General features: G+C 66.6%; 13 protein-coding genes. 7 read left to right on the forward strand and 6 right to left on the reverse strand.

Annotation, left to right across the window (positions count from 1 at the left end):
* The first annotated feature begins 138 nt into the window (after positions 1-138).
* The 4 genes from yczE (at position 139) to V9K93_RS04690 (ending at position 4357) form a co-directional block, all read left to right on the forward strand.
* Positions 139-768 (forward strand): membrane protein YczE, encoded by a 630-nt coding sequence (yczE, locus tag V9K93_RS04675; RefSeq protein ID WP_253079324.1) that lies wholly within the window; start codon positions 139-141, stop codon positions 766-768.
* A gap of 106 nt (positions 769-874) precedes the next feature.
* A complete protein-coding gene (locus V9K93_RS04680; RefSeq protein ID WP_337302141.1) occupies positions 875-2905 on the forward strand; it encodes an FAD-dependent oxidoreductase in 2031 nt (676 codons plus the stop codon).
* A gap of 297 nt (positions 2906-3202) precedes the next feature.
* Positions 3203-3661, forward strand: a complete 459-nt coding sequence (locus V9K93_RS04685) for a cell wall hydrolase (protein ID WP_004145661.1) — start codon at positions 3203-3205, stop codon at positions 3659-3661.
* 84 nt (positions 3662-3745) lie between these two features.
* Positions 3746-4357 (forward strand): glutathione S-transferase N-terminal domain-containing protein, encoded by a 612-nt coding sequence (locus V9K93_RS04690; protein WP_253079326.1) that lies wholly within the window; start codon positions 3746-3748, stop codon positions 4355-4357.
* Positions 4358-4476: 119 nt separating this feature from the next.
* Here the strand turns inward: V9K93_RS04690 and V9K93_RS04695 are convergent, their stop codons facing one another.
* The 6 genes from V9K93_RS04695 to V9K93_RS04720 form a co-directional block, all read right to left on the reverse strand.
* Positions 4477-5532, reverse strand: coding sequence for a suppressor of fused domain protein (locus tag V9K93_RS04695; RefSeq protein ID WP_337302142.1), 1056 nt, complete (start codon positions 5530-5532; stop codon positions 4477-4479).
* 45 nt (positions 5533-5577) lie between these two features.
* Positions 5578-6081 carry a hypothetical protein gene (locus V9K93_RS04700; protein ID WP_337302143.1) on the reverse strand — a complete coding sequence of 168 codons (504 nt, stop codon included), beginning with the start codon at positions 6079-6081 and terminating at the stop codon, positions 5578-5580.
* A 222-nt stretch (positions 6082-6303) separates the two neighbouring features.
* Positions 6304-8184, reverse strand: coding sequence for a propionate--CoA ligase (gene prpE, locus V9K93_RS04705; protein WP_136640051.1), 1881 nt, complete (start codon positions 8182-8184; stop codon positions 6304-6306).
* A gap of 653 nt (positions 8185-8837) precedes the next feature.
* Positions 8838-9452 (reverse strand): RluA family pseudouridine synthase, encoded by a 615-nt coding sequence (locus V9K93_RS04710; protein WP_136639361.1) that lies wholly within the window; start codon positions 9450-9452, stop codon positions 8838-8840.
* Between the two features lie 92 nt (positions 9453-9544).
* Positions 9545-10531 (reverse strand): malate dehydrogenase, encoded by a 987-nt coding sequence (locus V9K93_RS04715; RefSeq protein WP_136639360.1) that lies wholly within the window; start codon positions 10529-10531, stop codon positions 9545-9547.
* Positions 10532-10649: 118 nt separating this feature from the next.
* The gene (locus V9K93_RS04720) at positions 10650-11141 is read right to left on the reverse strand and encodes a peptidylprolyl isomerase (protein WP_136639359.1); all 492 of its coding nucleotides are present in this window, start codon (positions 11139-11141) and stop codon (positions 10650-10652) included.
* Positions 11142-11415: 274 nt separating this feature from the next.
* On the opposite strand from V9K93_RS04720, the gene typA reads away from it, so the two are divergent.
* The 3 genes from typA to V9K93_RS04735 are packed head-to-tail and all read left to right on the forward strand — an operon-like array spanning position 11416 to position 15406.
* A complete protein-coding gene (gene typA / locus V9K93_RS04725) occupies positions 11416-13263 on the forward strand; it encodes a translational GTPase TypA (RefSeq protein WP_012510162.1) in 1848 nt (615 codons plus the stop codon).
* Positions 13264-13274: 11 nt separating this feature from the next.
* The gene (locus V9K93_RS04730) at positions 13275-13742 is read left to right on the forward strand and encodes a DUF2127 domain-containing protein (protein ID WP_012510161.1); all 468 of its coding nucleotides are present in this window, start codon (positions 13275-13277) and stop codon (positions 13740-13742) included.
* 41 nt (positions 13743-13783) lie between these two features.
* Positions 13784-15406, forward strand: coding sequence for an amidase (locus V9K93_RS04735; protein WP_337302144.1), 1623 nt, complete (start codon positions 13784-13786; stop codon positions 15404-15406).
* The last annotated feature ends 3 nt before the right edge of the window (positions 15407-15409 follow it).

Below are 15409 nucleotides of genomic sequence, written 5' to 3' on the forward strand. Positions count from 1 at the left end.
TCGAATGCTGATGTAGAGCCGAGCCCATGCTCGGCTGTGCGGCCCGCCTGTGGCGGTGGATTGGCCTGCATCTGTATCTATTGAATCAACGGAATCGGGATTACGGTGGAAACAGATTCCCCTCCCCCCGAGACCGCCATGCCCACCGCTCTGCCCCTGCGCCTGCTGCAACTGACCGTCGGCCTGTTCCTGTACGGCTTCGGTGCCTCGCTGATGATCCGCGCCGCCATCGGCGTGGCGCCCTGGGATGTACTGTCGCAGGGCATCGCCGCGCAGACGCCGCTGTCCTTCGGCCTGGCCACCAACGTGATCGGCGCACTGGTGCTGCTGCTGTGGTGGCCGCTGCGGCAGAAGCCGGGCGTGGGAACCGTGCTCAACGTAATGCTGATCGGTCCCTCGGCCCAGTTCGGGCTGTGGCTGCTGCCGCCAGCAGTCGGCCTCGGCTGGCAGCTCGCGATGTTCTGCGCCGGCATGCTGCTGGTCGCGCTGGCCACCGGCCTGTACATCGGTGCCAAGCTCGGCCCGGGCCCGCGCGATGGCCTGATGACCGGCCTGCACGCCCGCACTGGCTGGCCGATCTGGAAGGTGCGCAGCCTGATCGAGGGCAGCGTGCTGCTGCTGGGCTGGTGGCTGGGCGGCAATGTCGGCCTGGGTACGCTGGCCTTCGCCCTGCTCATCGGCCCGCTGTGCGGGGTGACGCTGGGCTGGTTCGGGATTGGTCGTCCCGCGGTAGTGCCGGCCGCTGGCCGGCAGCCGCAGTCCCCCTGAGCTACCCCGAATGCCGGCCAGCGGCCGGCACTACCCAAAGGCCGGCCCTTGCCCCGGCCGCCGTTTCGCGGCACCCTTCGCGCTTCCGTACGCAAGCGTATCGACCATGTCGCCAGCCAACGAAAGCGCCTATCCCCACCTGTTCGCCCCGCTGGACCTGGGCTTCACCCAGCTGCGCAACCGCGTATTGATGGGCTCGATGCACACCGGCCTGGAAGATCGCGCCCGCGACTTCCCGCGGCTGGCGGCCTACTTCGCCGAGCGCGCCGAGGGCGGTGTTGGCCTGATCGTCACTGGTGGCTTCGCCCCGAACGTGGTCGGCTGGCTGAAGCCATTCGGCGGCAAGCTCTCCTGGCCCTGGGAAGTGCGGCCGCACCGCCAGCTGACCGCCGCCGCGCACCAGCACGGCGCGAAGATCTGCCTGCAGCTGCTGCATGCCGGCCGCTATGCCTACCACCCGCTGTCGGTGGCGCCGTCGAAGCTGAAGGCGCCGATCAACCCGTTCACCCCGCGCGCGCTGTCGGCCGGTGGTGTCGAACGCCATATCGCCGACTACGCACGCAGCGCGAAGCTGGCCCGCGAGGCCGGCTATGACGGCGTCGAAGTGATGGGCTCGGAGGGTTACCTCATCAACGAGTTCATCGCACCGCGTACCAACAAGCGCGCTGATCAATGGGGCGGCGACGCACGCCAGCGCATGCGCTTCGCAGTGGAAATCGTGCGCCGCATCCGCGAAGCCTGCGGCCCGGACTTCATCATCATCTACCGCCTGTCGCTGGTCGACCTGGTGGAAGACGGCAGCAACTGGGACGAGATCGTGCAGCAGGCGCAGGCCATCGAGGCTGCCGGTGCGACCATCATCAACTCCGGCATCGGCTGGCACGAAGCGCGCATTCCGACCATCGCCACCTCGGTACCGCGCGCGGCCTTCGCCGGGGTTACCGCCAAGCTCAAGCCGCACGTAAAGCTGCCGCTGGTGGCGACCAACCGCATCAACATGCCCGACGTGGCCGAGCGCATCCTGGCCGGCGGCGGCGCCGACATGGTGTCGCTGGCGCGGCCGCTGCTGGCCGACCCGCAGTGGCCGAACAAGGCGCGTGCCGGCCGTGCCGAGGCGATCAACACCTGCATCGCCTGCAACCAGGCCTGCCTGGACCATGTGTTCGAGAACAAGCTGGCCAGCTGCCTGGTCAATCCGCGTGCCGCACACGAGACCGAGCTGGTCTACCACCCCACTGCCGCGCCGAAGAAGATCGCCGTGGTCGGCGCCGGCCCGGCCGGCCTGGCCTGCGCCACCGTCGCTGCCCAGCGCGGCCACCAGGTGACCCTGTTCGATGCCAACGACGAGATCGGCGGCCAGTTCAACGTGGCCAAGCGCATCCCGGGCAAGGAAGAATTCCACGAGACCCTGCGCTATTTCCGCCACACGCTGGGCGAGACTGGCGTGCAGCTGCGCCTCGGCACCCGCGCCGATGCCGCCAATCTGGCCGGCTTCGACGAGGTGGTGCTGGCCACGGGAATCACCCCGCGCAGGGTCGACTTCCCCGGTGCCGACCACGCCAAGGTGGTGAACTACCTGGACGTGCTGCTGGGCCGTGTCGAAGTCGGCGCCAATGCGGCGATCATCGGCGCCGGCGGCATCGGCTTCGACGTCGGCGAGTTCCTCAGCCATTCGGGCGAGTCGCCGTCGCTGGACCCGCAGCGCTGGATGGCCGAATGGGGCGTGGACGCCACCTTCGAGGCCCGCGGCTCGCTGGCGCGGCCGCAGGCCGAGGCGTCGCCGCGCCGGTTGTGGCTGCTGCAGCGCAGCCCGGGCAAGCCCGGCGCGCGGTTGGGCAAGACCACCGGCTGGATCCACCGGGCCACACTGAAGGCCAAGGGCGTACGCATGCTCGGCGGCGTCGAGTACCTGGGCGTGGACGACGAAGGCCTGCGCATCCGCGTTGAAGGCAGCGAACAACTGCTGCCGGTCGATCACGTGGTGATCTGCGCCGGCCAGGAACCGAACCGCACGCTGGAGGCCGAACTGCAGGCCGCCGGCATCAACGCACAGTTGATCGGCGGCGCCGATGTGGCCGCCGAACTGGATGCGAAGCGGGCGATCGACCAGGGCAGCCGGGTCGCCGCTGCGCTTTGATGAGCACCTGAATGGGGGGCGGAATGTGATTTCCGTCACCCCTGCCGAACCTGAATGTCAAGCCGGGCGATTCACGATGCGTTCGGCTATCCCCCCCTACCTTGCGCCATCTTTCCGCTCACCAGCCAGTTTCCGGTGAGCCGGCGCGGCCCCCTCGATCGGTACTGATCGTTCTTTTGGGGCTGCCCACGGGGCGGCCCCGATGGCCGCCTCCCCATGACGCCAAGTCGTACCCCGCCTCCTGTCGCGCCCGCGGCCGGAACCGGAGCGTGCGGCCCATACGGAGCAAGGAGTTATATGAAACTGGCCTGGATTCTCTGGCTGTCGCAGTTGTTACCGCAGCCGGCCGCTGATTCATTGTGTTTGAGCACCACCGTGTACCTGGAAGCCCGCGACCAGACCCTGCGTGGCCAACAGGCCGTGGCCGAGGTTGCCCTGCGCCGCCTCGACAGCGGCCTGTGGGGTGACTCGATGTGCCAGGTGGTGACCGCGCGCAAGCAGTTCGCACCGACCATCGTCTCCCCCGGCACCCAGCTGGGGAACGACGCGGCCTGGAGCGAGGCGATGAACGTGGCCTTCGACGCCGAGCGCAACTGGGCGCTGCCGGCCGGCGAGCGCCGCGAGATCGTGCCCGGTGCCAGTCACTTCGCCGCGCTGGCCATCGCCAGCCCGAACTGGCGCAACGCCTACCAGGTGGCCACCATCGGCGATCACACCTTCTATAAGGTGCAGAACCTCAAGCCACGGCAGTCGTAACGATCCGTGCTGGCGGCAGCGTTGCCGCCCGCCGCCAGGCTCTGGGATAGTGGGTGCTTCCCGCACGCATCACCTGGAGTTCCCATGAAGCTGTACAGCAAGCCCGGTGCCTGTTCCACCGCCGACCACATCGCCCTGCAATGGACCGGCCAGCCGTTCGAGGTTGAACTGCTGAACAAGGACACCCTGAAGGGTCCGGAATTCCTCAAGATCAATCCGGCCGGCGCGGTACCCGCGCTGGTCGATGGCGACTTCGTGCTGCTGCAGAACGCGGCAATCATGGGCTACATCGCTGACAGCTTCCCGCAGGCCGGCCTCGGCGGCGACGGTAGTCCGCGCCAGCGCGCCGAGGCCACCCGCTGGCTCGCCTTTGTCAACTCCGATGTGCATCCGGCGTTCTCGCCGCTGTTCGCGCCGGGCAAGTTCATTGCCGACGAAAGCCAGTTCGATGCGATCCGCGCCGCCGCACACAAGCGCCTGCGTGGCCTGTTCGAGACCGCCGACAAGCAGCTGTCCGACAAGCCGTGGCTCGCCGGCTTCCGCAGCTTCGCCGATCCGTACTTCTACATCACCCTGCGCTGGGCCGCCGGTACCAAGGTCGATCTGTCCGGCCTGGACAACCTTGCCGCCTACAAAGCGCGCATGGACGCCGATGCCGGCGTGCAGGCCGTGCTGAAGGCCGAAGGCCTGGCCTGACCCTGGTCAGGGGTCAGAGCCGTTCGCGTGGCGAGCGGATCCGGCCCCAGAGGCCCCGAGGCGGGGTCGGAACCGTCTGCGCAGCAGGCGGCTCTGACCCATCGGCTCCATCGACCCGATCAGCCGATCTGGCGGATCACTTCGCCCTTGGCATCGCGCAGGTAGGTCGGCACCACTTCGATGCGCAGCGCCGCCGCCACCGGGTAGATACCGCGCTCGGCACGCACGCCCGCCAGCGCCTGCAGTCCCGGCTCGTCCAGTGCCCAGCGCGCGCTGTCGGCGGACACGTCGCCGACGTCACTGCGCCCGGCCGGAATGAATTCCCACTGCCGCTCGCGGCTGACCAGTTCCAGCGATTTGCCATGGCGCAGGCGCAGCGGCAGCAGCTCGCACACGCTGGCGACCTGGCCGGCCCCCAGCACCAGGGTAGTGATGCCCGCCTCCTGCCGCCAATCCAGTGTCTCGATGAACAACATGCCGGTACTGGAGCCCTCGCGCTCGCTGCCGGCCCTCACCTGCTGCGCCAACCCCGCATCGTCCAGCAGGTTGCCGCGGTGCAGGTCGCTGATCCACAGCGGCATCGCCGGCTGCAGCACCTGCAGCACACCGCGCGTCGACCAGCGTTTGACCGCCTCCATTTCTTCGTCGGTCAACCCGACCAGCTGCAGGAACTGCAGATGACCGTTTGCGGTATCACGCGCGGGAAGCTGCGGGTCGGCGATGAAGGCGAGGTGGCACAACCGCGTGTCGGTCTCCAGCGCAATCGGACCATTGGCATTGAGGTGGTGACCGTCCTCGAACACATTGCCGCTGCCGAACACATAGCGCGCCAGGTTCTGCAGCAGGTTCATCGGCCACACCGGCGGCTCACTGCCTGTGGTCTCGCCGGTGCTCGCAGCCAGGCGGAACGTCAGTTCGAAGCCATAACCGCTGTTGGCGGCATCGCCGCTCTCCTTGGCGTACAGCTCGGAGAATCCATAGGTGATGTAGTGCCAGTGCGGGACCGGCGCATCCGCCCAGTACACGCTGATGCCATCGAGGGGATCCTGGCCACCCAGCGTGTATGGCAATGCAGTGCCGTAATGGCGCGGTTCCTGGCCGGCATGCAACGGCGCAAGCGCGGCGTTGATCGCGTCCCAGCCTGGGGTGTCGGTGTCGTCGTGGTCGTCCTGCACGGGAGACTCCTTGTGGGAAGTGAACCGGTCACTTTACGCGGTGGCTCAGGCCTGCACGACCTCGCCACCGTCATTCACCACGGCCGCCTGGGTTTCATGCCACCAGCGCTGGGCCAGCGCCGGGCTGCGCGCCTTGCCCACCGCCGCCAGCAGTTCCGGGCACAGGCGCTCCAGCGCCAGCGCATCGGTGCAGCGTTCTATCTTCAACTGCATGAAGTAGCCCTTCAGGCCCAGGTGGCGGCGCACGGCCTCGCTCATCGCGTCGTACAGCTGCTGGTACAGCGCCGGATCCTGTTCGCGCCCGGTGCTGATGCCACGCAGCGGTGTCACCTCGGCACTTCCGCCGATCACTTCGATCAGGCCCTGTGCGGCCAGCTGCTCCAGTGCATCGGGTGGTGCGCGCAGGCCTTCGAACAGGCCGCGCAGTTCGGTGTCATCGCGATGGCCGTCAACCATCAGCAGGATCGAACGCAGTGCCGCCGGCAGGCGCCGGCCACGGTCCTCTATTTCCTGACGGCCAGCAGCCGTCTTGGCGTGCAGCAATGCCATTGCCTCCCCCTCCCTCGATGCGCAATGCCGGCGCACCCTTGCGGGCACGCTCCCCTGTGTGCCATCCCCGGACGGGGCGCGCCTTCCCCGGCGCGCGCCGCGTGTTGCAGGTCGATGACAGGCCGAGCTTAGCGCATGTTCTCGAAGCGGAGGGTAGTGCCGGCCGCTGGCCGGCAACCCCATGATTCCCGAGGTTGCCGGCCAGCGCCCGGCACTACCGGATCAGCGGCCCAGCGCGCGGCGGATCTCCTCCAGCGCTCCGGGGTCATCCAGCGTCGACAGGTCGCCCGGGTCGCGTTGCTCGGCCAGCGCCTGCAGCGAACGCCGCAGCAGCTTGCCCGAGCGGGTCTTGGGCAACGCGTTGACCACGTGCACATGCGCCGGGCGTGCAACCGCACCGAGCGATGCGGTCACCGTGGCCATCATCTCGGCCACCACCGGCGCCGGATCCTCACCATCGAGGCCCTGCTTGAGGGTGACGAACACCAGCGGCACCTGCCCCTTCAGCTCATCCTTGACCCCGATCACGGCGGCCTCGGCCACACGCGGATGGCTGGAGATGGCTTCTTCAATCTCGCGCGTACCCAACCGGTGACCGGCCACGTTGATCACATCGTCGGTGCGGCCGAGGATGAAGGTGTAGCCATCGTCATCGCGGATCGCCCAGTCCAGTGAGCTGTACAGCAGCTCCTTGAAGTGGCTGAAATAGCTCTGCAGGAAGCGGCTGTCGTCGTTCCACACCGTGCTCATGCAGCCCGGCGGCAATGGAGGGGTCATCACCAGCACGCCCTTCTGCCCCGGCGCCACTTCTTCGCCGGTGTTCTCGTCGATCACCTTCATGCGGTAACCGAGATTGGGGAAGCCCGGCGAACCGAACCGGACCGGCTTCATCTCCAGGCCCGGCAGCAGGGTCAGCGCCGGCCAGCCGGTTTCGGTCTGCCAGTAGTTGTCGATGATCGGCTTGCCAAGCGCCTCGCTGATCCAGTGCGCGGTCGGTTCATCCAGCGGCTCGCCGGCCAGGAACAGGTACTTCAGTGCGCCCAGGTCGTGGCGATGGATGAAGTCCGCGTCGTGCTTCTTCAGCACGCGGATGGCGGTGGGCGAAGAGAACATCGTGCGCACGTTGTACTGCTCGCACAGCGCCCACCAGATGCCCGGATCCGGGTTGGTCGGCAGCCCTTCGTACAGCAGCGAGGTGCAGCCACCGATCAGCGGGCCGTACACGTTGTAGGAATGGCCGACCGCCCAGCCGACATCGGAGGTGGAGAACATCACCTGCCCTGGCCGGCAGTCGAACACGGTCTCCATCGACTGCGCCATCGCCACCGCATAGCCGCCGACATCGCGTTGCACGCCCTTCGGCTTGCCGGTGGTGCCGGAGGTGTACAGCAGGTAGCTCGGCTCGCTTGATTCCAGCCACTGTACCGGCACATCGGTTTCGCCGAGTTGCGCATGCAGGGTGGCGTATTCCACATCGCGCCCCGCCACACGCGGTTCTGCCGGGTCCAGCCCACGCGACACGATCAACACATGTGGCGGCGGATTACTGGCCTCGGCACAGGCCGCGTCGACCATCGCCTTGTACGGAATCAGCTTGCCGCCGCGCATGCCGGCATCGGCGGCGATCAGCAGTTTGGGCTTGGCATCGTCGATGCGCAGCGCCAGGTTGTGCGCGGCGAAGCCGCCGAACACCACCGAGTGCACCGCACCGATGCGCGCGCAGGCGAGCATGGCAAATACCGCTTCGGCCATGTTCGGCATGTAGATCACCACGCGGTCACCGTGACCGACGCCCAGGTGCCTGAGCACGGCGGCGAAGTCGTTCACTTCGCGATACAGCTGGCGATAGGTGATCTCGCGGGTGCTGTTGGTCTCGGTGGAGATGGCGACCAACGCCAGCTGGTCGGCGCGGTCGGCCAGGTGGCGGTCGACGGCGTTGTAGCAGAGATTGGTTTCGCCACCGACGAACCAGCGCCGGAACGGCGGATTGCTGTAGTCGAGCACCTGCTGCGGCGGTTTGTGCCAATGGATGCGCTTGGCTTCCTCGCCCCAGAAGGCCTCCGGCTCGTCGATCGAGCGACGGTAGGTTTCCTCGTAGTTCATGACGCAGCCCTCCCAGACAAAGTCATGGGTTCGAGGATAGTCCGGCGCTGCCGCGCGGGCCGCCCTACCTTGGTAGGGGGTGTGTTGCCGGCAGGGCTGCGCCCTGCACCCGCCGAAGCAACGGCAACGGCAATGGCAACTGCAACAGCCGAAGCAACAGCAATGGCAGATTCCGGGTTTGGCGGGGAGGGGGCAGATGGCGGGGGACGCTGCAAGTACGTCCCTGTAAGCTCGGTCGCGCCATCCATGGCGCTCACGCCCCCGCCATCTGCCCCCTCCCCGCCTCCGACAATTTCCCGCTGCTGTTGGGCTGCTGTTGGTAGCTGTCGACCTTGGTCGACACGTAGATCCACGCCATGCGTGGATGCTTTTCGATGAATTGTCGAAATATTCGATTCCGATGGATTTGATCCACGCAAAGCGCGGACAGACCTCCGTCACCGGAGATCTGTCGAAGGCGGGGCGGTGCGGGTTGGCAGGACCGTTGGCGCCATGGATGGCGCCATCGAGCCCCCATGGATGGGTTAACGGCGTGTCCTGCCAACCCACACCGCCCCGCCCAACACGCAGAAAACCAGAGCTGCCTTGGCTTTTGGCATTGCTTCGGTTCGTAGCAGGGTGCAGGGCGCAGCCCTGCCGAACACCCTACCCTTCTAGAACGGAGTCGCAGACTCGAACGCGAGCACCTCGCCTGTCACCGGATGAGTGAACTGCAGCTTCCGTGCATGCAGGCACACGCGCTGCGCTGCCTCTGCGCCATACAGCACGTCACCAACGATGGGATGGCCGAGACTGGCCATGTGCAGGCGCAGCTGATGGCTGCGGCCAGTGATCGGTTCCAATTCCACGCGGGTGCGCTGCGCTTCAACATCACGGGCAAGTACACGCCAGCGTGTCAGCGCCGGCTTGCCGCGTTCGTGGTCGACCATCTGCTTCGGCCGGTTCGGCCAGTCCACGATCAGCGGCAGATCCACCTCACCGGCTTCGGCGTCCAGCTCCCCCTGCACGATCGCTTCGTAGCGCTTGCCGACCTGGCGCTGTTCGAACTGCATCGACAACGCCGCCTGCATGTCCTTGCCACGCGCATGCAGCAGCAGGCCCGAGGTCACCTGGTCCAGGCGGTGCACGGTCAGCGCGTCCAGGTACAGCGCCTGCAGCCGTGCGATCACGCAGTCCTGGTTCTCGGCGCTGCGACCGGGCACGGACAGCAGTCCGGCCGGCTTCTCGGCCACCAGCAGCGTGTCGTCGATGTAATGCAGATGGATCATGTCGTTGCCAGGTGCTCCATACGAAAACGGGGAAGCCGAAGCCTCCCCGTTTCATTTCAGGCAGTGCCGGCAAGCTGCCGGCACAGACCGCATCAGCCCAGCAGGTGGGCGACGCCGGAGCGCTCTTCTTCCAGCTCGGCCAGGGTCTTGTCGATGTACTTCTGGCTGAAGTCGTCGATCGGCAGATCCTTGACCAGGGTGTACTTGCCGTTCTCGGTGGTCACCGCGAAGCCGAAGATCACGCCTTCCGGAATACCGTAGGAACCGTCGGACGGCACGCCCATGGTGACCCACTTGCCGTTGCTGCCCAGCACCCAGTCACGCACGTGGTCGATGGCTGCGTTGGCCGCCGAAGCCGCCGAGGACGAGCCACGGGCTTCGATGATCGCCGCGCCGCGCTTGCCCACGGTCGGGATGAAGGTGTTGGCGTTCCATTCCTGGTCATTGATCGCATCGGCGATCGACGCACCATCGGCGGTGGCGAAACGGTAGTCCGGGTACATGGTCGGGCTGTGGTTGCCCCACACGACCAGCTTTTCCATGCCACCGACCGGCTTGCCCAGCTTGGCCGACAGCTGGCTCAGGGCGCGGTTGTGGTCCAGGCGCAGCATGGCGGTGAAGTTTTCCGGCTTCAGGTCCGGGGCCGACTTCATGGCGATGTAGGCATTGGTGTTGGCCGGGTTGCCTACCACCAGCACCTTCACGTCACGGCTGGCGACCTTGTTCAGCGCCGCGCCCTGGGCGGTGAAGATCTTGGCGTTTTCCAGCAGCAGGTCCTTGCGCTCCATGCCCGGGCCGCGCGGACGCGCGCCAACCAGCAGGGCGATGTCAGCGTCCTTGAAGGCCACTTCGGCGTCGTCGGTACCGACCATGCCGGCCAGCAGCGGGAAAGCGCAGTCTTCCAGCTCCATCATCACGCCCTTCAGGGCGGCCTGGGCCTTGTCGACCGGCAGTTCCAGCAGCTGCAGGATGACCGGCTGGTCCTTGCCCAGCATTTCGCCGGAGGCGATGCGGAACAGCAGGGCATAACCGATCTGGCCGGCGGCGCCGGTCACGGCAACACGAACGGGTGCTTTCATGGGGGTTTCCTCTTGCTTGCAAGCGTTTGATGGAACGCCGCGGGCGTGGCCGAGCAGGCCTGGCGGGCGGCGGGGAACAGGGAAACGGCCACCGATGGGTGGCCGTTTCGAAGGGGGATCAGGCGGCGAGGAGCTTGTTCCACTCCGCGACGCGGTCGGCCTGTGCGGCGAGCACGGCGTCGGTATCGCCTTCCAGGGTGATCGAATGGATCACGTCACCCTGCTTGACCGAATCGACGATGGCCTGGCCTTCCAGGACCTTGCCGAACACGGTGTGGCGGCCGTCCAGCCAATCGGTCTTGATGTGGGTGATGAAGAACTGGCTGCCGTTGGTGTTCGGGCCGGCGTTGGCCATCGACAGCGAGCCGACTTCGTGCTTCACGCCGTTCTTCTCGTCCTCGAACTTGTAGCCCGGGCCACCGGTGCCACGACCCTGCGGGCAACCGCCCTGGATCATGAAGTCGGCGATCACGCGGTGGAAGATCAGGCCGTCATAGAAGCCGTGCTTGACCAGGTTCACGAAGTTGGCAACGGTCAGCGGCGCCTTGTCAGCGAACAGCTCGACCTTGATCGGGCCCTGGGTGGTGTCGAAAGTGGCGATGAGGGACATGAAGATCCTTGATGCAGAGGGGAATGCGTCTAGCCACCTAGTTTACACCCGCCTCGTGGCGACGGCGGCTTCGACCATGGGCGCAGATCCCTGCTTCAGCCTCCGGAAGGGGGAGGCCAGACCTACGGCCCCCAGGCCCCGGCCCAGCTTGGGGGACACCCAGCTGAATGGGCACCATGACCGATGTGAAATCCGGGTTTTCGCCAATCGTCAACTTCGACGTATAATGTTGGACTTCTTTTTCCAAATCCGGCGCCGACTGGCCCCCTTTCGTATGTCCATCGAAAATCTTCGCAACATCGCCATCGTCGCCCACGTCGACCATGGCAAGACCACCCTGGTCGACCAGCTGCTGAAGCAGTCCGGCACCCTGTCCGAGCGTACCGTCCTCGCCGAGCGCGTGATGGACAGCAACGACCAGGAAAAGGAACGCGGCATCACCATCCTGGCCAAGAACACGGCCATCACCTGGGAAGACAAGAAGACCGGTATCAAGAACCGGATCAACATCGTCGACACCCCCGGACACGCCGACTTCGGCGGTGAGGTCGAGCGCGTGCTGTCGATGGTCGACACCGTGCTGATCCTCGTCGACGCGATGGACGGCCCGATGCCGCAGACCCGCTTCGTCACCCAGAAGGCCTTCGCGATGGGCTTCAAGCCGATCGTCGTGGTCAACAAGGTCGACCGCCCGGGCTCGCGTCCGGAGTGGGTGATCGACCAGGTGTTCGACCTGTTCGACAAGCTCGGCGCCACCAATGAGCAGCTCGACTTCCCGATCGTCTACGCCTCGGCCCTGAACGGCTACGCTGGCCTGGAAGACACCGTGCGCGACGGCGACATGACCCCGCTGTACGAAGCAATCATGCAGCACGCGCCGAAGCCGGAAGTCGATCCGGAAGGCCCGTTCCAGATGCGCATCAGCCAGCTGGACTACAACAACTTCGTGGGCGTGATCGGCATCGGTCGCATCCAGCGTGGCACCCTGAAGAAGAACATGCAGGTCGCGGTCATCGACCGTGAAGGCAAGAAGCGCAACGGCAAGGTGCTGCAGGTGCTGGGCTTCCTGGGCCTGGAGCGCATCGAGCAGGATTCGGCCGAGGCCGGTGACATCGTCGCCATCTCGGGCATCCAGGAGCTGACCATCTCCGACACCCTGTGCGCCCCGGACACCCCGGAAGCGCTGCCGGCACTGACCGTCGACGAGCCGACCATCTCGATGACCTTCCAGGTCAACAACTCGCCGTTCGCCGGTAACAAGGACCTGTCCGGTGGCAAGTTCCTGACCAGCCGCCAGATCAAGGACCGTCTGGACCGTGAAAAGGTCCACAACGTCGCGCTGAAGGTTGAACAGCTGGAAGATGCCGACAAGTTCCTGGTCTCCGGCCGTGGCGAACTGCACCTGTCGGTGCTGATCGAGAACATGCGTCGTGAAGGCTACGAGCTGGCCGTGTCGCGCCCGGAAGTGATCATCAAGCAGATCGACGGCCAGGCCATGGAGCCGATCGAGCAGCTGGTGGTGGACATCGAAGAAATCCACCAGGGCGGCGTGATGGAAAAGCTGGGCACCCGCAAGGGCCAGCTGAAGAACATGGAATCGGACGGCAAGGGCCGTGTGCGCCTTGAGTACCAGATCCCGGCCCGTGGCCTGATCGGTTTCCAGAACGAGTTCAAGACCCTCACCCAGGGTTCGGGCCTGCTGTTCCATGTCTTCGACCACTACGGTCCGAAGGAGCAGGGCGCGATCGCCAAGCGCATCAACGGCGTGATGATCGCCAATGCGCCGGGCGCCACGCCGGCCTACTCGCTGGGCCCGCTGCAGGAGCGCGGCAAGCTCTTCGCCGCTGAAGGCGACAACGTGTATGAAGGCCAGCTGGTCGGTATCCACTCCAAGGACAACGACCTGACCGTCAACGCGATCAAGACCAAGCCGCTGACCAACATGCGCGCTTCGGGCAAGGACGATGCGATCCAGCTGACCCCGGCGATCAAGTACTCGCTGGAACAGGCCCTGGACTTCATCGAAGACGACGAGCTGGTCGAGATCACCCCCAAGGAGATCCGCCTGCGCAAGAAGTTCCTGACCGAAAGCGACCGCAAGAAGGCTTCGCGCGGCGGCTGAGCCAGCACCCCGTGAACCAGAGCGGCTACAACCCGGATCCACACCGGCATCCGGGTCTGCACGTCATCGCCTTGCTCGAAGCGAGCAAGGCGATGCTGGCGCTGTTGGCCGCAACCGGGCTGGAAGTGCTCGGACCGCAGCCGCTGCGGCACGGCATCATGGCCCTGATCCGGCGCTTCAGCCTGGATCCGGACCATGGCACCCTGCCCTCGCTGCTGCACATGATCAGCCCCGACGCGGTGCACCTGGCCGCGGCGGGGATGATCGGTTACGGCCTGCTGCATCTGGTTGAAGCCTGGGGCCTGTGGCGTGCCAAGGCCTGGGCCTCCTGGCTGGGCTGCCTGACCGCTTCGCTGTACCTGCCGTTCGATATCTTTGCGATCATCCGCCATCCTGGCTGGCCCTCGTGGACGATCCTGGCGATCAACCTGATCGTGGTCTACGTGCTGGCCCGCGACCTGCGCAAGCGCCGCCGCTGAGCTCCGGCTACACTGGGGATTGGAGCCGACCAAGCCGCCCCATGCGCCCGTCCTTGCCGCCCCTCCTGATCTGCCTGCTCGCTGCGCTGCCTGCGCTGCTTGTCGCTGCCTGCAGCCCGGCCACGCCCAGCGCCCACGCCGCCGAACCTGCCAGCCGCAACGTGCCATTCCCCTACGCCGAAACCGATGTCGCCGACCTGCAGGCGCGGATGACCGCCGGCGAACTGGACAGCACCACCCTCACCCAGGCCTACCTGCAGCGCATCGCCGCGCTGGACCGTGCCGGCCCCCGACTGCGCGCGGTGATCGAACTCAACCCGGATGCACTGAAGGAAGCCGCCGAACGCGATCGCGAGCGTCGTGACGGTCGCCTGCGCGGCCCGCTGCACGGCATCCCAGTCGTGCTGAAGGACAACATCAACGCCGCGCCGATGGCCACCACGGCCGGCTCGCTGGCGCTGCGGGGCTTCCGCCCGGACGACGCCTATCTGGTACGTCGCCTGCGCGAGGCCGGTGCCGTGGTGCTGGGCAAGACCAACCTCAGCGAATGGGCCAATTTCCGCGGCAATAATTCGGTGTCCGGCTGGAGCGCGCGCGGCGGCCAGACCCGCAATCCCTACCGCCTCAGCCATTCGCCCTGCGGCTCCAGCAGCGGCAGCGCAGTGGCCGTAGCCGCCAACCTCGCCAGCGTGGCGATCGGCACCGAAACCGACGGCAGCATCGTCTGCCCGGCTGCGGTCAATGGCGTGGTCGGCCTGAAGCCGACGGTCGGCCTGGTCAGCCGCGACGGCATCATCCCGATTTCCTTCAGCCAGGACACCGCCGGGCCGATGACACGCAGCGTCGCCGATGCCGCCGCCGTGCTGACCGCCATTGCCGGTCGCGATGACGCCGACCCTGCCACCGCAACCATGCCTGGCCGCGCGGTCTACGACTACACCGCGCGCCTGGACCCGCAGGGCCTGCGTGGCAAGCGCATCGGCCTGCTGCAGACGCCCCTGCTGAAGTACCGCGGCATGCCGCCACTGATCGAACAGGCCACCACCGAGCTGCGCCGCGCCGGCGCAGTGGTGGTGCCGGTGGAACTGCCCAACCAGGGCGCCTGGGCCGAGGCCGAACGCAGCGTGCTGCTGTACGAGTTCAAGGCCGGCCTGGAGCGCTACCTCAGCACCCATCGCGCGCCGCTGCGCAGCCTTGCCGAACTGATCGCCTTCAACCAGGCACACAGCAAGCAGGAACTGGGCCTGTTCGGCCAGGAACTGCTGGTTGAGGCAGATGCCACCGCCGGCCTGGCCGACCCGGCCTACATCCGCGCGCGGACCGATGCGCGCCGCCTGGCCGGCCCGGAAGGCATCGATGCCGCCCTCGCCGCCCATCAGCTCGATGCACTGGTGGCACCGACCACGGGCGTGGCGTGGCCGATCCGCAGTGACGGCGACGACTTCCCTGGCGAGAGCTACAGCGTTGCCGCCGTAGCCGGCTATCCCAGCCTCAGCGTGCCGATGGGGCAGATCGATCGCCTTCCGGTCGGCCTGCTGTTCATGGGTACCGCCTGGAGCGAACCGAAGCTGATCGAGATGGCCTATGCCTACGAACAGCGCACCCGCGCACGACGGCCGCCGCACTTCGATACTGACGCGCTGATCGACGCTGGCGAGCCTTGATCG

It is taken from the genome of Stenotrophomonas sp. CCNWLW162 (assembly GCF_037203745.1).
Classification (GTDB): domain Bacteria; phylum Pseudomonadota; class Gammaproteobacteria; order Xanthomonadales; family Xanthomonadaceae; genus Stenotrophomonas; species Stenotrophomonas maltophilia_AQ.